The 19,936-nt window shown below is 60.8% G+C and carries 14 protein-coding genes and 1 pseudogene; 7 read left to right on the top strand and 8 right to left on the bottom strand.

The window, feature by feature from the left end:
* Positions 1 to 87 precede the first annotated feature (87 nt).
* The 6 genes from AAAX73_RS01030 to AAAX73_RS01005 form a co-directional block, all read right to left on the bottom strand.
* The gene (locus tag AAAX73_RS01030; protein ID WP_349124777.1) at positions 88 to 930 is read right to left on the bottom strand and encodes a hypothetical protein; all 843 of its coding nucleotides are present in this window, start codon (positions 928 to 930) and stop codon (positions 88 to 90) included.
* Between the two features lie 80 nt (positions 931 to 1,010).
* Positions 1,011 to 2,252, bottom strand: coding sequence for an SPFH domain-containing protein (locus tag AAAX73_RS01025; protein ID WP_349124776.1), 1,242 nt, complete (start codon positions 2,250 to 2,252; stop codon positions 1,011 to 1,013).
* Between the two features lie 48 nt (positions 2,253 to 2,300).
* Complete coding sequence (locus AAAX73_RS01020; protein WP_349124775.1) at positions 2,301 to 3,623, bottom strand: hypothetical protein; 1,323 nt, start codon at positions 3,621 to 3,623, stop codon at positions 2,301 to 2,303.
* Between the two features lie 24 nt (positions 3,624 to 3,647).
* Positions 3,648 to 4,385, bottom strand: coding sequence for a DUF4428 domain-containing protein (locus AAAX73_RS01015; RefSeq protein WP_022094560.1), 738 nt, complete (start codon positions 4,383 to 4,385; stop codon positions 3,648 to 3,650).
* 261 nt (positions 4,386 to 4,646) lie between these two features.
* Positions 4,647 to 6,158: a nucleoside hydrolase-like domain-containing protein gene (locus tag AAAX73_RS01010; RefSeq protein ID WP_349124774.1), complete on the bottom strand. Its 1,512-nt coding sequence runs from the start codon at positions 6,156 to 6,158 to the stop codon at positions 4,647 to 4,649.
* A 262-nt stretch (positions 6,159 to 6,420) separates the two neighbouring features.
* On the bottom strand, positions 6,421 to 7,758 hold the full coding sequence (locus AAAX73_RS01005) for a prolyl oligopeptidase family serine peptidase (protein ID WP_349124773.1): 1,338 nt from the start codon (positions 7,756 to 7,758) through the stop codon (positions 6,421 to 6,423).
* Positions 7,759 to 8,248: 490 nt separating this feature from the next.
* Here AAAX73_RS01005 and AAAX73_RS01000 point away from each other — a divergent pair, with 490 nt between their 5' ends.
* The 5 genes and pseudogenes from AAAX73_RS01000 (at position 8,249) to pyrE (ending at position 13,314) form a co-directional block, all read left to right on the top strand.
* Complete coding sequence (locus AAAX73_RS01000; protein WP_349124772.1) at positions 8,249 to 9,676, top strand: PTS transporter subunit EIIC; 1,428 nt, start codon at positions 8,249 to 8,251, stop codon at positions 9,674 to 9,676.
* A 210-nt stretch (positions 9,677 to 9,886) separates the two neighbouring features.
* Positions 9,887 to 11,200 (top strand): DUF4038 domain-containing protein, encoded by a 1,314-nt coding sequence (locus tag AAAX73_RS00995; RefSeq protein WP_349124771.1) that lies wholly within the window; start codon positions 9,887 to 9,889, stop codon positions 11,198 to 11,200.
* Between the two features lie 107 nt (positions 11,201 to 11,307).
* Complete coding sequence (locus AAAX73_RS00990; protein WP_349124770.1) at positions 11,308 to 11,496, top strand: DUF5605 domain-containing protein; 189 nt, start codon at positions 11,308 to 11,310, stop codon at positions 11,494 to 11,496.
* A 113-nt stretch (positions 11,497 to 11,609) separates the two neighbouring features.
* A pseudogene (locus AAAX73_RS00985) lies at positions 11,610 to 12,521 on the top strand (ROK family protein).
* A gap of 112 nt (positions 12,522 to 12,633) precedes the next feature.
* The gene (gene pyrE / locus AAAX73_RS00980; protein ID WP_349124769.1) at positions 12,634 to 13,314 is read left to right on the top strand and encodes an orotate phosphoribosyltransferase; all 681 of its coding nucleotides are present in this window, start codon (positions 12,634 to 12,636) and stop codon (positions 13,312 to 13,314) included.
* Between the two features lie 328 nt (positions 13,315 to 13,642).
* Here pyrE and AAAX73_RS00975 read toward each other — a convergent pair whose 3' ends face one another.
* On the bottom strand, positions 13,643 to 14,497 hold the full coding sequence (locus AAAX73_RS00975; protein ID WP_349124768.1) for a MurR/RpiR family transcriptional regulator: 855 nt from the start codon (positions 14,495 to 14,497) through the stop codon (positions 13,643 to 13,645).
* Between the two features lie 42 nt (positions 14,498 to 14,539).
* Entirely contained in the window at positions 14,540 to 17,110 is a 2,571-nt protein-coding gene (locus AAAX73_RS00970; protein ID WP_349124767.1) for a glycosyl hydrolase, read from the bottom strand.
* Positions 17,111 to 17,226: 116 nt separating this feature from the next.
* Here AAAX73_RS00970 and AAAX73_RS00965 point away from each other — a divergent pair, with 116 nt between their 5' ends.
* Together AAAX73_RS00965 and AAAX73_RS00960 are read left to right on the top strand one after the other, a co-directional pair.
* On the top strand, positions 17,227 to 18,234 hold the full coding sequence (locus AAAX73_RS00965; protein ID WP_349124766.1) for an AraC family transcriptional regulator: 1,008 nt from the start codon (positions 17,227 to 17,229) through the stop codon (positions 18,232 to 18,234).
* 172 nt (positions 18,235 to 18,406) lie between these two features.
* Complete coding sequence (locus AAAX73_RS00960) at positions 18,407 to 19,855, top strand: glycoside hydrolase family 1 protein (protein ID WP_349124765.1); 1,449 nt, start codon at positions 18,407 to 18,409, stop codon at positions 19,853 to 19,855.
* The last annotated feature ends 81 nt before the right edge of the window (positions 19,856 to 19,936 follow it).

Below are 19,936 nucleotides of genomic sequence, written 5' to 3'. Positions count from 1 at the left end.
AGACGGCGGGGCCGCAGGATCAACTCCTGCGGCCCCGTCTGGTGTGCGCGGATGTGTCCGCCAATCCGCGGCTGATGTTACGTGCCGTTACGCGATGGTTGCGCTGTAGGAGGCGACGTCCTCGTAGGAATCGGTCAGGTAGGCGTCGATGCCGATGGTCGTATTGACGAGGTCGTCAAGGCTATCGAGCGTGCCGTTCGAGAACGTGAATTCCTCGGTGGCGTTGGTGCCGGGCATCAGGTGAGCCGAGAACCAGGGTTCCTTCATGGTGCCGTTGACGTTGGTCTTGCCGGAAGGAGCGTAGAAGGTCAGGTCCTTGTCGCTCTTGTTGGTGATGTTGACGACAAAGCCGATGTCGCCCCAGTCGTCCTTGAACTTCTCGGTGATGGTGATGGTGCACAGGTCGTCATCGGCGACGGTGACGGCGGGGGAGATTTCGATGCTCTGGACGTCGTCGTCTTCGACGGCCTCATCGATCTCTTCTTCCTTCTCGGCGTTCTCGCGATCCTTCTTCACCGTACCGGACAGATCCTTGTCGGACTTCGTAAAGATAAGCTTGTCGCCGTCCACCTCCAGGACGAGCTTGTCGTCCTTGAGCTTCAGGTCGTGCGACTCATCTTCGGCGGTAATCGTTACGGTGGTGGCGTCCTTGGCCTCCCATTTCAGGTCGGCGACCTCAAGGAACATGTCGAGGACGCCCGTGCCGTCTTCGTCGAGGATCAGGATACAGTTGAGGCCCCACTCCTTGAGCATATCCATGTACTCATCGGTGAGCTCTTCGCCGTCCAAGGTTCCACCCGAGTACTGCCAGCTGCCGACGAAGTTGGCCTTGGGGTCTTTGCCGCCGCCGCTGCAGCCCGTCAGGGCAAAGGCGAGCGCAAGGACGCATGTCAGAAATGCGAGTACGGGCTTTTTGAACGTTGTCTTCATGGTGTCCTCCTTTATCGAACGAAACCCATAGAAGCAAATGCGGGGGTGGCGGATCCCCCGCCAATTACCAGATAGAGGGGCTAGGGCCTGGGCGTTCCGCAGTTGCTGCAGAACTTGCCGCCGTTTTCGCTGCCGCAGTTGGGGCAGAACCACTTGGCCGGTGCCGGGGCGGGTGCGGGACTGCCGCACTCGGAGCAGAACTTGCCGGTGTTGGTGGCGCCGCAGCTGCAGGTCCATGTGCCGGCCGCGGGGGCAGCGGCAGGAGCCGGTGCGGGAGCGGGTGCCGGAGCCGGTTGCGGGGCGGCCTGCTGCTGTGCCTGGCCGGCGGCGAACAGCTGGCTGGCGTTCATGCCGCCCATGCCACCTGCCATGCCCATGCCCATAAAGCCTGCCATCGCGCCGTTGGGATTGGCGGCTGCCGCGCGCATTGCGTCGCTCTGGGCGCTGGCAATGTTGGCTGCCGCCATGGTGGGATCGCGCATGACTGCGGCTTTCTGCAGGTCCTTGATCATCTGCTCGTCCTCTTGCGAGGCGGCGATGGAGTTGACGCCAAAGCTCACGATCTCGACACCGCGCAGGTCACGCCAGTCGGCAGAGAGAACCTCGTTGAGCGCGCGGGCGAGCTCGGTGGTGTGGCCGGGGATGGCGCTGTAGCGGATGCCCATCTCCGAGATCTTGGCGAAGGCGGGCTGCAGGGCGGTGAGCAGCTCGGACTTAAGCTGGCTGTCGATCTTGTCGCGCGTGTAGCTATCGGTCACGTTGCCGCATACGTTGGTGTAGAACAGCAGCGGGTTGGTGATGCGGTACGAATACTCGCCGTTGCATCGCACGGAGATGTCGACGTCCAGACCAATGTTGTTGTCGACCACGCGGAAGGGCACAGGCGAGGCGGTGCCGTACTTGTTGCCGATGATCTCCTTGGTGTTGATGAAGTACACGCGCTGGTCTTTGCCCGCGTCGCCGCCAAAGGTAAAGCGGCTGCCGATATTGGCGAAGGTCTCCTTGATGGAATCGCCTAGGTTGCCGCTAAAGACGCTCGGCTCGCTGCCAGTGTCAAAGACAAACTCGCCGGGCTCCAGCGCGACTTCGATGATCTTGCCGTTTTGCACCACGAGTATGCCCTGGCCGTCGTTGACGGCGATGACGGAGCCGTTGGAGATGACGTTGTCCTCGCCGCGCGTGTTGGAGCTGCGGCCGCCGGTGCGCTTGCTGCCCTTGCACGCCAAGACGTCAGCGGGCATCGATTCGCAATAGATAAATTCCTTCCACTGGTCGGCCATGACGCCGCCGGCAGCTCCCAATCCAGCTTTCAAGAGTCCCATGGTGATCTTCCTTTCTCGTCAAAGGCCGGGTGGTATTGGTCAGAATGGTTAATCGTCTTTGTTGTCCTTCATGACGACCGAGGTCTCGGTATGGCTGAAGGTGTCGTGCTTCTCGGTCAGGTCGAGGTCTCCGCAGTAGCAATCGGCGTGGGTGGCCTCGTTGGCTGTCTTGAGCTGGCCTACCAGCAGCACGTCTCCGATAATCACGATGATCAGTGGCGCGATGATGTTGATGAGGATGCCCTCGACATCAAAGGTGAGGTAATCCGGATTGAAGGCGTTCTCACCCATGAAGAGGATCTGGGAGAGGGCAAATCCGATCACAAAGAACAGCACCGAGGCAATGGCGAGCTTGGGCTTGGAACAGGGGAGCTCGCCGACCATGCGACCGGTCTGGCCGTTCATGGCAAACAGATAACCCTTGCCGTTCCACGAGGTAGAGAGCATCCACACGGGGAACAGGGCATAATCGCTTTCTTCCCAGGTGTAGTCGAGCTGCTTGCTTTCGACCGTGGCGTCGTCATATTCGTCGACGACGGTCTCGCGCAGGGCCGAGATCGTGCTCTCCTCCATGCGGCGCTCGGCGCGCGCCTTGCAGGTTTCGCAGTCCTCGTCGTAGCGGTTGGCGATGTAGCCGGGCATATACGCGACCGAAAACGGGCGCAGCGCGCCGTAGTCAAACGGCTCGATGGCGTCCATGTGGCCGTCGGGCATCTTGGACGATCCGTCGACGGGCACGCGCTCAAACGAGATATTGCCTTTACGGTAGGCGTCGTAGTGGTCGGTGATCGTGACGGTGCGGTCGGATTCCTCGGTTACGGTCTCGTTGGTCGCGTCAAAGTACAGTTCGCCGTCAACGCGGGCGCCGTAGAGCCAAAACGGCACGTAGACACCTTGGACTTCGTCGATATGGTTGCCGGTGACAAAGCTCTTGGGCAGCAAGATCTTGCCCTTGTAGTGTTCCTTGAGCGCGGCCATGACATCGTCGCGCCCGAGCTTAAACGGAATCACCAGGTCGGGTGAGAAGTCGCCCGAGAGCTGGCCGGGTGCCACGGCAGAGTTGCCGCAGTATGGACAGGTGGTAACGGCGACGGTGCCGTCCGAGACCAGCTCGGCACCGCACGACGAGCAGATGTAGCCGGCGTTTTGAGCCAGCTCCTGCACGGCATCGTCGACAGCAGGCTTGGGGGCCGCGGCTGCGGCATCGGCTTTGGCATCTGCCTTGTCCTGGCGCTCGCGATAGAGGGCCTCGACTTCTTCGACTTCAAAACGAGAATCGCAGTAGTCACAGACGAGCTTTTGCTCGGCACTGGCAAAGTGAAGGGGGCCGCCACACGCGGGGCACTGATAGTTGACGCTCTCGAAGGCCATGATCGGTCCTTTCCGTGCCGGGGGCTATGCGCCGATTGCGCCGCCGCAGTATTCGCAGCGCCCACTGGCATCGGGAATGGTGGTGGCTCCGCAGAAGGGGCAGGTGACCGCGGTCTTGGGGGCCTTGGCGGCCACGACGCTGTCGCGCGTTTCCTGGCGCAGCTGTACCAACGCATCGCGGACTTCGGTTGCCTGGCGCTTGGCCTCGCGGTACTCGATGGACCCGCGCTGATCGATGGTGGAGTCGTTCACGCGCAGGTTGATCTCGGTAAAGTACGGCGTGTTGACGTGGATGGTTAGATTAAAGTCGTAATCCAGGTCGTAGCGCGGCGGGTTGTAGCTCTCGCGCTCGCCGTCCTTGGTCTCGCGATAGATCTCGGTGCGATGCTCGTCGATGTCCATATCGCAGCCGAGTACCTGTGAGAACTCGATGATGTCGGGATTGGCGTCGCGCCAGCGGCTCTGCGAAGTGATAATCAGCAGGCCCGCGTCTTCGTCGAGCATGATGTTGGTTCGCCCGGCAGAAAGCGTGCGCGTGGGGTTGAACGAGGCCAGGCGCTCGGCGTTGGCCTCGCGGTAGGCGAGTTGCTCGCGTATATCGTCCGCGGTGCTGGAGCGATAGCCGTGAAAGTAGGGGGAGAGTTTGCCGGCGCACTCTTTGCACAGGTAACCTTCGTTGATTTTGGTCTTGCCGAGAAGTCCCAGCTCGGTACCGCAAATCGCGCACTCTTTCTTCTCGAACATTTTGTCAAAGAAGCCCATGGCTGCCTCCCATCAACAGGTAGCGTGTGTCACTTTTGATGATGGGCGAGCGCGCGATCTTTCACGATACCCAGACGGCTCAACGAGTCTCCACAACTGGGACACATGGCCCATTTTTCCTACTCATTGGGGACGCACTTTACTCATTGGGGACGTACTTAAATGAGTGAAACTACTCATTTAAGTACGTCCCCAATGAGTGCCCGCTCGCTCGTTTGGCGCCTGGGGGACACTCTTTGTCGAATGTGGGCGTTGCCCTTGCTACGCCACGGTCACGGCAACCTGGGCGTAGCGGGTGCAGGGGCGCTCGGCGCGCGTCTGCACGGTAAGGGTGAGCACGAAGCGGTCACCGGGCTGCGCGTCGGCGGGCACGATGAAAGCGGTGTCTACCGTGCATTCTTGCCACATCGACAGATCCTGGACGCCTGCATAGCTCGATGGGTCTACGGCCACATCCCAATGCGCATCGAAGCCCTTGCCATCGGGGTCGACGATGGTCGCTGCAAGGGCGACGCGCTCGCCGGCTGCGGCGCTGCGGTCGGCCGTGACCTCGACAACATGTGCCGGATGCGAGCAGATGGCCGGATCATGGGCGCACCATTGCGCGCGGACGGCAAAGTCTTCCTGATAGGCGCGCAGGTAGGGATTGAGATTGTCGTCTGCGGGCGTGCCGAGGGCGGCAAAACCGGCGGGCGCGCTCGCATCGGGGTGTCCATCAAGAAACATGCGGCCCAGCAGCGTATCGAAGTCGCGGTCGTCGATGCCGCGCAGGCCAAACGGCAGCAGCGGAATATAGGTCATGCTGTCGCCTTCGGCCATAAAGTCGCCGCGCTCAAACTGCACCGCGGGCATACCGTCCAGGCCCCAATCCAGGCGGGCATGCTCGCCAAACTGAAAGCGCTCGGGTTCGTTTTCGTAGACCTTACCATCGCCATAGAGCATATAGCGTGCCATGAGGGGGCCGTTGCCCTGAGTGAGGTTCTGCGCAGGCCAGGGAGCCTTAAACAGCGGCAGCGTATCGGGCTGAGCCATCTTGGCGTCGAAATAGTTTCCATACATATAGGGCACCCGCCAAAAGATGAGCTCGGGAAAGAGCTCACGCCCATGGTCGAGCCACGAGTTGTCCTGTCCCACGCCACCGGCAACGCCCATCACGCGCACCTTCTGATAGACCCGCTGCTGCACGGCGGGCCACTCGGGCGTGGCACGATGACGCTCGGCAATACTCATGAGGGCACGAACGATCGTATTCATACCACCCCAGCTGAGCAGCCACAGCGTGCGGGGGTCGTCATCCATGATGGCATCGGCGATGACGCGCGACCCTTCAGTCTCCTCAGTCACGTCACCCTCAAAAGCAACGTTTCCCACAAACGTGCGCTCAATCATCTGAGCCGGCGTAGGAAACGGCGGCTCATCGGCGGCGATGGCATTGGCCTGTAGCTGCGGCCAAGCCTGGGCGTACTCATTGCTCCAAAGATTTTCGATCCAATGCTCGGGAAACGGCCGATACTCACGAAGCTCGCCGGCCAGCGGGTCGGGCTCATGCGGCACAACGGCCCACTCATAAGAGCGACGCCCCTTAGTCCGCCAATGCGGATTCACCTCACCCAGCGTATGGATGCCATCGCCAAGAAAGTGATACTGCGAAGCCGTGTACACCACAGCCTGAACATCAAGCAAGTTAAGATACAGAGCCAAATGAACAAGAGAGTTCATATCATCGACTTCCATATCGGTAGTAACAATCACCCGAGTCAAATTTTGAGACATAGGAACAGCTCCAACCAAAAAAATTCAGCCAGTTACGCGCAAGGCAAGACGGGCCCACACCCCTCATCGCCACCGACCCGGCGTGCTGCCGGAAGCGCCCGGCCAGGGCCAACGACAATGGCAACGCAGCGGGGACCGGGGCTTAGTCTTGCAAACATTCCGCAGGGGGCATGGGCAGGCGCAGCGCGAAGCGCAAAGCGCCAGCCCATGCATGCCCGAGGACGTTTGCGAGACTAAACCCCGGTCCCCGCGATGGGAGGGCTTAGCGGTCGACCCTGGCCGACCACTCCCAGCAGCCCACCGGCTCGCCGTCGATGAGTACGTTGCCCCCGTCGAAGTCTTGATAACACAGGTCGTTGAATTGGTGGATCCACACGCCATGGTTGAACGTCTTTTTGGCCGAGCCGTCGGCTTCGCGATACACGCCGGTCAGGTCTTCGACATGGCTAAAGTAGGTGAGGTGCACGTTGGCGCCGGCATCGCGCAGACGCGCCGTGAGCGGCAGCACGGTCTGTTGCGGCGGCACGAGCTCGTCGCCCTTGGAGTGCGTAAACCACAGCGGCGTCTTGGCGAGCGCGGCTACGTCCTCGTCCGTGGCGTTGTACCACGGGGCGCAGCAGGGAAGGCCCGCGGCGAAAAAATCGGGGTAGTCGGCGCACAGGCGCAGGGTCATAAAGCCGCCGTTGGAAAGGCCGGCGACCACGATGCGGTCGGTGTCGATGCGGTCGGCATACTCGGCGACAAACTCGTCGATAAGCGCCTTGAGCACGGGGGAGTAGATGCTCTGGTTGGAGTGACCGAGCTGCTCGACGCCGTTGTCCATCCAAAACGTGGGCGACTGCGGCACGAGCACCCAGGCGAAGCCGCCAAAGTAGCGCTGGATCTGCGCCTGGCTAATGGCTGTGACGCGGTTGCCGATATAGGCACGCGTGGCGCCTTCGCCTTGCGTGGTGCCCTTGCCCTCGCCGGCGCCGTGCAGATACACCACGAGCGGGGCCTTTTGGGGCACAACCGTTGCCTCGGGCGCAAAGGGGTTGAAGCATGCTGAGTCCTCGGCCTTAAAGCTGGGCTCAAAGAAGCCGTATTCGAGCGCGATGCCGTCGACGGCGGTCTTTTGTGTGGTGTTGCTCCAGCCTTTGAGCGCGGGGCAGATATCGCCACGGCAGGTGTCGAAGACCAGGCCGCAGGTGGGATCGTCGCCGTCGTTGCCGGGAAGAGCTGTGAGCTGCGTGATGCGCAGCTGGTCATCGAGCATGCGCGAGCCCATGACGCCGCCTTCGATGGTCTTGGTCAGGCGCTGCTCGGCGACCTCGAGCGCCACATGGGTGCCCACGGCGAGCTTACGTCCGTTCTCGTCGCACGGATATGCGGCGAGAATGTCGATGTAACCCGCGGAGGGAACGGCATGGTCGGCGCCGCGCTCCTTGCGCATCAGAACCTCGCCCGAGCGCTCGTGACGCTCTACATATATATGGAAGGTGTTCGTGTCGATGTCGTTGGCGCGCACGGTGCAGGGCAGGTCGAGTACGACCTTGCTGATCCAGGGGCCAAAGTCGCCCAAGGTGGTGACGGTTGCGTAGGTGCACGATCTGAGTTCCATGAGCTGCCTCCCTTGCGCCGCCAACACGAAACATAAGCGGCAATACAATCTAAACATGTTTAGTTTAATCCAGAATTGCAGAACAAGCAGATAAATTCGGTAAACGGCAAAACTGAACACGCAATGAACCACTAAACATATGTTTACTAACTTCTAGCAGGGCTTCTGCTGATGAGGTAACAGGTCAGCGAGGTGTTTATCAAAATAAAAGCCCACGTAAAGAGCTATATATGAATAGATGGCCAAAGAGACCATCTTCTGCCATTTAAATACGCTCACCCCCGATTTCCTACCGTTCACCGGACTTCAGACGGCAAAATTGCCACAAATGAGGCGCTCCGTGTAAACTAAAGCCTGTAAACGTTCAGTAAACACCTTGTTTACAAAAGCGTATCCAAGGGTCCGGCAACCGTAAGGGGTTATAGTCGCCGGGCCAAAGGCGTGCCTAAGCCCAAGGGGGCTGGCACACGAAGATATGGGGAGGGGTCCCATGGCAGTAGATAACAAGCAGATTGCCACCGATGTCCTCGAGCTCGTGGGCGGCGCGGAGAATGTTTCCGTTGCCACCAACTGCATGACGCGCCTGCGTCTGACGCTCAAGGATAACAGCAAGGCCGACGTGGAGAAGATCAAGAAGGTCAAGGGCGTTCTGGGTTGCCAGTTCGCCGGCAGCCAGCTCCAGGTCATCATTGGCCAGAACGTGCCCAAGGTGCTCGCCGAGTTCGTCGCCATCTCCGGCGTCAAGCAGGGTGAGGCCGTCAACGAGAACCTCGACGCTCCCAAGGAGAAGTTCGAGCTCAAGAACCTCCCCAATATCATCCTCGACTATCTGTCGGGCTCCATGACCCAGCTCATCCCGCTGCTCATGGCCGGCGGTCTGTTCCGTACCATCGCGGCCGTCCTCGGCCCCACCATGCTCGGTGTGCTCTCGGCCGACGACCCGACCTATACGTTCCTCTACACCACGCTGTACGAGGCCACGTTCACCTTTATCCCCATCTACCTGGGTTATGCCGCGGCTAAGAAGCTCGGCGCCAGCCCCGTGCTCGGCATGCTGCTCGGTGGCGCCCTCATGGCTCCGTCCGTTGTGACGGCTGCCACGCAGGAGGGTGGCGGCATCATCTCCGTCTACGGCATCCAGATCGCTGCTGCCAACTATCAGCAGTCCGTCCTGCCGATCATCCTTTCGGTGCCTGTCCTCTACTTCGTCGAGAAGTTCTTTAAGAAGGTCATGCCCGACGTGCTCTCCACGGTCTTCACGCCGTTTTGCACCATGATCGTTACCATCCCCATCGCCTTCATCGTCCTCGCCCCCATCGGCAACGAGATCGGTACGCTGATCGCTAACGCGCTCTTCGGCCTTGCTGACCTTGGCGGCATCGGTATTCTGATCGTCATGGCCGTCCTCGGCGCCTTCTGGCAGCTCTTCGTGGTCTGCGGCATGCACATGCCCGTCATCCTGCTCGCCCAGGTTCAGATCATCGCTGCCGGTTACGATCCCTTCGTCTTCGTTTCCACCAACTGCGCTATGGCCGCCGTCTGGGGCTGCGCCTTCGGTGCCTTCCTCAAGATGAAGAACCCCGACGAGAAGTCTCTCGCCATCGGTTACGTCATCTCTGCTATCGCCGGTGGCGTCACCGAGCCCGCGCTCTTCGGTATCCTCATGCGCTTCCGTCGCACCATGCTCGGCATGTTCATCGGCGGTGCCATCGGCGCCGTGTTCTCCGGCCTCATGGGTGTTACCTACTACCTGGCCGGTGGTGCCTCCAACTTCCTGGTCTTCACCAACTACCTGCAGGGTGGCCAGATGAACACCGTCTGGGCTATCGTCGGTATGGCAATCTCCTTTGTCATCGCAGCTGCCGTCGTCTTTGCCACTGGCTTCTCCAAGGAGGAGCTCGCCGAGATGGAGGCCTAAGGCCAAACCATTCGGACGCATACGACCTTACCTACACGACAGGGCCCCGTCAGGCGCAAGCCCGGCGGGGCCCTTCTTACAAGGTAGACTGATTGGGGGCGCGTGGCGCCTACTCGCCGGGGCATGCTAAGCGCCAGGTGCTTTCGCGCGGGGTTACCGCGAAAGAATCTGCCGGTTCGCAACTCCTTTATCAAACGAAAGGACATGCAGATGAGTTTGGGAAAGCTGACCGTTAACGGTCGTCAGGACGGCTTTTTGTGCGAGGGCAAACCGTTCTTTTGGTTTGCCGATACGTGCTGGAGCGCGTTTACGAGCATTACCGAGGCCGATTGGGACTACTATCTGACCCGCCGTGCCGAACAGGGCATGAACGTGCTGCAGATCAACACGCTGCCGCAGTGGGATCGCTGCTGCCCCGATCTGGGCATTTGGCCCTATGCCAGCGAGGACGGCGTGCATTTTGATTGGTCCCGTCCCAACCAAGCGTACTGGGATCGCGCCGCCGCCATGTGTCGCGCTGCCGTCGAGCACGGCATTCGTCCGGCGCTCGTGCTTATGTGGTGCAACTACGTGCCCGGTACCTGGGGCTCCGTGATCGCCGAGCGCCTGGGTGCCGAGGTCATGCCGCGCGAGGAGGTTCGCGCCCACGTTGCCCGCGTCGTCGAGAACCTGGGCGAGTTCGACCCCGTCTATGTGGTGACAGGCGACACCGACTTTAAGACCGACGAGGCTATCGCCTATTACGGGGATGCACTCGACGAGGTCACCAAGCTGGCTCCCGAGTCCTTGCACACCATGCATATCAACCGTGGCAACCGCGCCCTGCCCGAGCAGTTTGCCGATCGCTTGGACTTCTACATGTTCCAGCCCGGCCACAACTATAGCGGTCAGGAGGAAGCTTGGAAGCTGCCCGAGGATTTTCGCGCGCAGTATCCCAAAAAGCCGATGGTCAATTCCGAGCCCTGCTACGAGCAAATGGGCGCGAGCCGCAACGTGTACTGGCGTTTTACCGCGCAGGATTGTCGCGCGAGTGTTTGGTCGAGCATTCTGGCCGGTGCCAGTGCCGGCATTACCTACGGTGCGCACGGCGTGTGGAACTGGCAGACGTCGCGCAGTAAGGGCTCCGTCCTGGGCGAGGGTTTTGACATGCCGTTCCGCTGGCAAGAGTGCCTGCAGTTTGCGGGCGTGTGGGACTTTGGCCTGATCGAGCACGTGCTTGCCGGCCTGGGCGCTACGGCTGGCGATGACGCGCTTGCCGTGGTTCCGGCGCAGGAGCTGATCGACGACGCGCGGGAGGCCATTCGTGTGGCGCGCGTTGGCGATCGTGTCGTTACGTACCTGCCGCGCACCACGGCGCTCAAGTTTAAGCTCGACGGCGCGCGCGGCTGGACGGCAACGGTCCTCGACATGGAGGACAAGCGCATCGCCAAGCTGCCCGTCCGCGACAACGGCGACGGCACCGTGCGCGTGGCTCAGCATCCCTTTGAGCACGACGCGCTGGTGATCCTGACCCCTGGGCACTAACGGCTCTTCTCCAACATTTACAACCCAGTCCCTTTCATTAGAGTGCGACGGGATGGTTCCTGCATGACAGCTTTAAACTGCCAAGGGGAGTCATTCCGTCGCACTCATTGGGGACGTACTTAAATGAGTGGTCTCGTGAGTTTGAGGGTGAGGCGGGCGCTCGTTACAAGGTGAATGTCGTGGACACATGGGACATGACGGAGGAGGAGCTTCCCGGAACCTTTGAGGGCAAGTTCCGCATCGACCTCCCTAGCAAACAATATATGCTGCTTCGTCTGACTAAAGTAGGGGCGTAAAATAGAGAGAAAATCGGCTCCGGGCGCGATTTGCTGTATGACCATCATAAGGGGCAGCCCCTGCGGTGGTCGCGGCGATGCGTGTCCGGGACTATGGCGCGTGAGGGGCGAATATGCAGGAGTTCTTTGGAATCGATGTGGGCGGTACGGCCGTTAAATGGGCTGTGCTGGGCGAGGATTTTTCCATCCGCGAGCGCGGGAGCCTGCTGACGGGCTTTACCACGGCTGAGGAGACGGTTTCGGCGCTGATCGGGCTCGTCGAGCCGTACCGTGAGCGCGTGAGCGCCGTAGGCGTGAGCGCACCCGGCGGTATCTACGAGGGAGATGTCACGGGAACGATCCATCGCGGCGGTGCGCTCACGTTTATGGACGGCTGCCCACTGGGATAGCTCATGCGCGAGGCGCTGGGGGTGCCGGTTGCCGTCAATAACGACGGTAAGTGCTGTGCACTCGGTGAGTATGCGGCTGGCGCCCTGCGCGGGACGCGTTTTGGCGTGGTGCTCGCTATTGGCACGGGCATCGGCGGCGGTATCGTCATCGACGGCAAGGTCCTGCGCGGTGCGCACTGCTTTGCAGGCGAGTTCAGCTTCTTGCGCAACGATGTCACGACTGCCGCGAACATGGGAAACTCCTTTGCCGATTCGGGCGGTTGGCGTGCGCTCCGCGATGCTGTCGTTGCCGAGAAGGGCCTGCCTGCGGGTTCTCCGGTAGACGGCCGCCGCGTCTTTGAGTGGATCGCGGGCGGCGACAAGGCGGCGCAGCGCGCGCTCGACCGTTACGCTCGCGCCTTTGACGGACAGCTCATCAACCTGCAGGCCGTGCTCGACCCCGAGGTCTTTGTGATCGCAGGTGGCATCTCGTGCCATCCCGAGCTCATCGATGCCCTGCGCGCGCAGATGCCGCTGGCCCTCGCGGGTTACGAAGGGACCCTTGCCGGCATTCCTGTGCCGCAGATAAAGGTGGCCGAGCTCGGCAACGACGCCAACCTTTACGGTGCTGTCCAGGAAGCCATGCGCCTGCTGTAACGTAAGCCAAACGAGGCTGCCGAAAAAGATAAAGGCCGGCGTGAACCGCCCGCATCGACGCCCTGCCTGCGCTAAACTGGAAGGCACGTACGCGATTACGAGAGGAGCCCGCATGGAGGCTTACAAGCAAGAGTTCATCAAGTTTATGGTCGAGTCCGACGTCCTTAAGTTCGGCAGCTTTACGCTCAAGAGCGGCCGTCAGTCCCCGTTCTTTATGAACGCCGGCGCTTACGTGACGGGCTATCAGCTCAAGAAGCTGGGCGAGTATTACGCCCAGGCCATCCACGATAACTTTGGCGACGACTTTGACGTGCTGTTTGGACCGGCCTACAAGGGTATTCCGCTGGCCGTCGTGACCGCAATTGCCTACCACGAGCTGTACGGCAAGGAGGTCAAGTACTGCTGCGACCGCAAGGAGGCCAAGGACCACGGTGCCGATAAGGGCAACCTGCTGGGCTATGAGCCCCAGGACGGCGACCGTGTGATCATGGTCGAGGACGTCACCACCAGCGGCAAGTCCATCGACGAGACCTATCCCAAGGTCAAGGCTGCTGCCGACGTCGAAATCAAGGGCCTCATCGTGTCCCTCAACCGCATGGAGGTCGGCAAGGGCGGCGTGACCACCGCGCAGAAGGAAATCGAGGCCAAGTACGGTTTCCCCGTCGCGAGCATCGTCTCCATGGCCGAGGTCGTCGAGACGCTCTACAACCACGAGATCGACGGCAAGGTTGTCATCGACGACGAGCTCAAGACCGCCATCGACGCCTACTACGAGCAGTACGGAGCTCGTTAGTTACGGCGTTCTACGAACCGCGTAACTGCTCGACGCTGCGCGGGCCGCATTTGGACAATCTGACGTTCAACTTCAAGGGCGCGACCAGAAGGTCAGCGCCCTTTCGTTTCACGTCACCTTGTCTCAAATGCGGCCCGCTCGCTGTCCGTCCTCTACCTGCGGCGTTGTCTTGCTCCGGATGCGCCCCGCGCACTGTCGTTGTCAAAACATCCCCAATGACTAGTCAGAAATGAGCGTGGATAATCTCCCGTTTTTGGTCTGTGTGTGGGCTCAAAGTGGGAGATTATCCACGCTCGTTATTCGAGTGTCCAAAAATCCACGCTCGTCGCTACTTAAGCCCGGGCAGGCGGGTGTAGGGAAACAATCGCTCGAGGAACTCGGAGCAGCGGGCGTAATCTTTGGCAAAGTAGCTGCTATAGAGCGAATCGAGCACGTACTGCACGGCGATGTGGCTGGCAAACTGCGTGATGCGGTGCGTCATGCTCTCGTGGTCGCTCACCATGAGATAGGCGGCAAAGCCGGGGTGAATGCGGGCGCAGTATGGTGTGCCGATGACGATGACCGGGACATGCCGACTACTGAGGATCGGCAAGATTTCCTTGAAGTTGGGGGCAAGGCCGCTGTAGGAAATGACGATTGCCACATGGTCGGGGCCTGAGGCGAGCGCCGTTCGCACCTGGGCCTCGACACCGTCGTGGCACGTCGCGCTTTTACCGGCGGAGAGCAGGCGGTCGCGGAACATTCCCGCTGGATAGAGGTTGTGCGAGCCCGTGTAGATGTCGACCTGTCGGGCGTTTGCGACGAGCTTGGCGGCGTAGTCGAGCTGTGCGGGGTCGAGCAGCTCCTGCGTTTCGGCCAGCGTGGTCTGGTAGAGCCCCTCCATGCGCTCCATCACCTGCGCAGGGGTGGAGGTGGCATCGAAGGGAAAGTTGATGTCCACGTCGCGCCGGTTACCCGCCTCGGTCGCCTGACGGATGAGCTCGACCTTGAGGTCTTTGAATCCCTCGAGGCCGAGCTTTTTGCAAAAGCGGTGTACGCTCGCGACCGAAACATTGGTGCGGGCGGCAAATTCCTTGATGGAGAGCCCGCGGACGTCTTCGCCCATGGCAAGGGCCGAGATGCCGAGCTGTTGCTCGGTAGGGGTAAGGCCCTGTGCCTCGGAAATCTTGCGTTTGATATCCATGCGAACTCCCACGCTCAACAAACCTGCCAAAAAGGGACAGGTTTATTTTGGCAGGTTTTGCCCGCAAAGGGTAACGGGACCGAGGATGCCGCTCGGGGCGATGGGTTCGGTGAGGGCGAAGATGTCGGGAATCGCATGATCGAGCGTGTTGATGACGTCGACGGTGAGTTCGTGCGTGCCGGCGGCAAGCGGGTCGATGGCAAAGCGATAGGGCGGACAGATGCGTGTGCCGAGTGGGTGTCCATCGAGCGTAAGTGTCGCGACTTCGTAGACATCTCCCAGGTCGATTGCGGCATCGGCAAGGTCGTTCGCCAGCTCGAACAATGTGCGATAGCGGAACGTCCCGCATGCATCGGGGAATCGCTCGGCAGTGAGATCGCATAAGTGCTCGAGTTCCTGCGGGGCGCCAAAGGTTCCGCTGTCGGCAGGGGAGAGGGCGACGGTCCAAGGTCCGTTGATGTCGAGGGCGAGCGCATCGCTCGAGCCCATGTCCGCGCCGTCCCCGGACTCCAGCTCGCCGTCCGTCTCCAAGGCAACGAAGCAGCTCTCGAAGGGTGCGAGCTCAAGCGTTCCGTCAAACGCAACGGGATCGGTGCCATTCAACAGGTCGAGGCGCGTGCCGCAAAGTCGCTCGCCTTGCGCGAGTTTAACTGTGCAGTCGACGCACTCGCGCGGGTGCTCGTTGACCAGCATGACGTAGGTCTCGTCGGCGTGCTCGTAGCGAAGCGCGCGCAGCCAGGGCTGGGGCGTGTCGGTGACAACCGTCTGCAGCCCAACGCTCGCCAGCACGCCCGCCATATCGGCAAGCGGAGTCGCTGCAAGTTCACCCAGTTCAACCACGCCATCGGCGTCGTAAAGCGCGCTCGACACCTCGTCGACAGCGAGGACCATAACGCCCGCCGCCATCATGCGCTTTACGGCCTGCGCCGTCGCCGAGCCAATAAATGAAGCTCCTGGCATAACAAACGCCTGGTAGCGGCAGCCGTTTACGGTAAGCATTCCATCGGCAATTGAAACCTCGTAACGGTCCTCATCCTCAAAAGCCTCGGCGGGCACAAAATCAAAGTCGATCTGCGCACGTGTGAGCTCGGCAGCCACGCGTTCGATAGGCATGGCGCCGCCGGCCCACTCGGCATCGGTGTGGTACAGGATGGCGACGGGGCGCGTGGCGCTGCCTCCCGAAAGCAGCGTGGCAGTGCGGTTCATATAGCTCATGAGCTGGCCAAAGTGCGGCCATTGCGGATTGTTGCCGTGCGCGTAAAAGTGCGGCGGGCAGTCCCAATCGGGGAAGGGCGCCATGCTAAACGCGTGCGGCGTAAACCAGTTAATACCGCGGACGAGCATGTGGTCGGCGATCCATTTCATCTCGCGCAGGCCCTCGTGCCAACCGAAGGCGCCGAAGACCTCGGCCATGCAGCGCCCCTGCTTTTTTGGGTCGAGGCGCGCGGCCGAAGAGCCCAGCTTGGCAAGTGCGTAGGTAAAGAACTCCATGTTCCACGCGCCGTGGAAGTAGCTGTAGCGCCCGTGGTCGACGCCGGGGGCAAGCTGGTTGATGACAACGTCGATGCCCGCCATATCTTGTCCCGCGACCGCGCGGAAGTAGTGCCCGGCGCCCTGGCCCAGGCGCGTGTGGCAGCTTTTGTCCTCAATCACATGCCCGATGTGCATGACGCCGTGCTCACGGCACCAGTTGCCGATCTGCTCGTCAAAGCAGGTGCGGTAGAGTTGCGTGGCAATGTCCATGTAGGTGTGACGGACTCGGGCGCCATCTGCCTTGCGTGTCCAAAGGCCGTGTAGCTTGGTGAGCCAGTCCTCGCCAAGTGCATTGCGCAGGCGGCTGGCAAGCTCGTCCGACCAGGGTAGTGCCATATCGCCGCGTCCAATAAAGCTGCTGGTAGAAGCATCGTCGAGAGCCCTGCCCTTCTCGTTCATAAAGCCCGGCTCATCGGTAAAGAAGCCCAGGATGGTGCGGCCGAACTCGTCGCCCAGATGCGCAAACGTGGGCTCGTAGACGGCGTCGATGAGCATGCGGCACGAGGCGGCGTCGACCATGTTGATGTACTCATCGCGAAAGCCGGTTTTTTGGATGGTGACGTAGAGCTCGACGGTGGCGATGCCGTCGGGCGCGTCAAAACGCAGGCGAGCGGGGGTGCCGCCGTCGGTCTGCTCAAGAGTGATCTCAAGATTGAGCGGTGCGCCGTCGGCGTCGAAAGTCGCCGCACCCACAAAGCGCTCCGTGGGATCCATAAGATCGCCGAGCTTGATGACCGTGGACGGCTGGGGACCAACGACCATAACCGTGCGATGTTTGAGCACGGTCTTCTTAAGCGCGGGGTCAACATCCTCGCCCGCAAGCGCGCCGTTGGCGTAGCCCGTGGGGAAATGGGCGTCGTCGAGCAGCCAGATCTTCAACCCCAAGCGCTTGCACTCGCCAATGATAAAACGCAGGTCAGCCCACCAGCCGTCGCGACAAAACTCGGGATGCGTGCGCGATTCGAGGCAGACCTCGCGGATGTCCGCACCGGCAATCTGCTCCAAGTATTCGGTAATCGTCTCGTGCGCCTCGCCCTTGAGCCACAAGAACGGAAGCACATGGTTGTCGTATGCCGCCATATCCACTCCTCTAAAACCAACCTTTTAAATCGATTGAAGTCAGAGTACGCCGAGCGCGCCGTCCTGCTAATATCAAAACCACAGCAGAATATGACCGAATCAACGATTGTGATGCCATGGATCTTACGCATTTAGACAGCCTTCTGCTCGAGCTGACCGACAGCGAGCGTGCTTACCACGCGGGCGCCCGCTATGACTGGAATGATGCGTTCAGCTGGGGTCATCAGCAGGGTATCGGTGAAAAACATATCCATAAAATCGGTGACCCGACGCAAGCCTTGCACCAAGAAGGCATGCCCGAGGGCCTATCAATCGTGCGCAACTCGCGCTTCAACCCTGTACCGGAGCATGTGCACGATTATGTCGAAATCAGCTATGTCTATCGCGGGCACGCGCCGCAGGTCGTCAACGGGGAACAGCTTACGCTTGCTCAACACGAGGTGCTCTTGCTCGACGCGGCCTGTCCACATGCCGTGGGCGAGCTCGGCGAGCATGACATTATGCTGAGCATCGTCATCTCGCGGCCGATGTTGCACCGCAGCCTAGAGCAGAGCCTCTCGCCGTCAAGCACTGTCTCGCAGTTCCTCATTAATGCCCTCAATGACGAAACCGACCACCGCGGTCATGTACATTTCCGCACGGGCAACAGCCGCCGCGTGCGCCGATATATGCAGGAGATGCTGTGCGAGCTTCTGGAGCCGACGGCGGCGAGTCCCCAGATCGTGTCGAGGCTGTTTGAGTTGCTGCTGGTTGAGCTGATGCAAAGCTATGAGGCCGCACTGTTGCAAGCGGGCACACCTGCACTTCCCTCGGCGCAGGTTGCGGCCGCCGTGGGCTACATCGAGCGCCATGCTTGCGATTGTACGCTCGAGGACGTAGCTCGCCACCTCCATCTGAGTTCCAACTACGCAAGTGCGCTGCTCAAACGGCAGACGGGCCACACGTTTATGCAGCTCGTGCAGGAGAGCCGCCTGGCACGCGCGGCAACGCTGCTCGACGCCGGCTCCACTGCGGAAGCCGCGGCGCGCGAGGCCGGCTACGCCAACATGAGCTTCTTCTACAAAAAGTTTGCCGAGCGCTATGGCTGCACGCCGGCCGCCTACCGCCGGCGTTTGCCCAGATAAAACCTGCCAAAATAAACCTGTCCCTTTTTGGCAGGTATCAGGAAGTGTCAAGGGCGGGGTGGCGGCGGGGTGCCGCTGCGAAAAGAAGTGTCGGGTTTGGCACCCCTGCCCCTGCCTGTCGCGTGCGTGGGCGATACTCGGCTTATCGAACCGCGATGCAAAGGAGATACTCATGGCAAACATCAAGTTCCCCGAGGGCTTCTATTGGGGTGGCGCCACCGCCGCCAACCAGTTTGAGGGTGCTTGGAACGTGGACGGCCGCGGCCCTTCCGTCGACGACCACTTCCTGGGCGGCAGCTACAAGGAGCCGCGTCAGATTACGATCGACATCGACCCCGACCGCTTCTACCCCAATCATGACGGTATCGACTTCTACCATCACTACGAGGAGGATATCGCGCTGTTCGCCGAGATGGGCTTCAACATGTTCCGCATGTCCATCTCTTGGAGCCGCATCTTCCCCAACGGCGACGACGCCGAGCCCAACGAGGCCGGCCTCGCCTTCTACGACCGCGTCTTCGACTGCCTGCGCGCCCACAATATCGAGCCGCTCGTGACCCTGTCGCACTACGAGATGCCCTATCACCTGGTCGAGAAGTACAACGGCTGGGCGAGCCGCGAGCTCATCGGCTTCTTTGAGAAGTACTGCCAGACCGTCTTCGACCGCTATCAGGACAAGGTCAAGTTCTGGCTCACCTTCAACGAGATCAACTGCGGCACCCAGGACATGGGCAATCTCTTTGGGACCAGCATGATCCAGGGCTTTGAGGGCCCGGCTTCGGCGGTCCACACCACGCCGCAGGCCCGTATGCAGGCCCTGCATCACCAGTTTGTCGCCAGCGGCCGTGTCGTGCGCTATGCCCACGAGCACTACCCGCAGTTTAAGATGGGCAACATGGATTGCTTCATCCTTTCCTATGCCGCCACGTGCGATCCGGCCGACGTGTTCGCAACGCAGCAGGAGATGAATACCATGAACTGGTACTGCTCCGACGTGCAGGTGCGCGGCAAGTATCCGTTCTACGCCAAGCGCTTTTGGACCGAGAATGACGTTGAGCTCGTGATGGAGGACGGCGACCTGCAGGATATCGCCGACGGCAAGGTCGATTTCTACACCTTTAGCTACTACATGTCCGGCACCGTGGGCACCCACAAGGATCACGAGATGACCGAGGGCAACATGACCTTTGGCGGCAAGAATCCCTATCTGGAGTCCACCGACTGGGGCTGGCAGATCGATCCGCTGGGTCTGCGCATCGCCCTCAACGAGATTTACGCCCGCTACGAGATTCCGCTGATGGTGGTCGAGAACGGCATGGGCGCTTACGATGAGGTCGAGGAGGACGGCTCCATCCACGACCCGTACCGCATCGCCTATCTGCAGAGCCACATCAAGGCCATGGGCGAGGCCATCGCCGACGGCGTTGACCTGATTGCCTACACCTGGTGGGGTCCCATCGACCTGGTTTCCGCCGGCACTGGCGAGATGCGCAAGCGCTACGGCTTTATCCACGTCGATAAGTACGATGACGGCACCGGCACCTACGAGCGCCGCCGCAAGGACAGCTTCTTCGCCTACCAGAAGATCATCAAGTCCAACGGTACCGAGGGCCTGGCTTAATTGACAAGATGAGTGCCACCGGGGAAAGCCTTGGGACGGGCTCTCGATTCGAGCCCTCACCTTAGCAATTTGATCATTTGG

The sequence above is a fragment of the Collinsella sp. CLA-ER-H9 genome (genome assembly GCF_040092295.1).
Taxonomy (GTDB): Bacteria; Actinomycetota; Coriobacteriia; order Coriobacteriales; family Coriobacteriaceae; genus Collinsella.
This window is presented reverse-complemented; position numbering and strand designations above follow the sequence as displayed.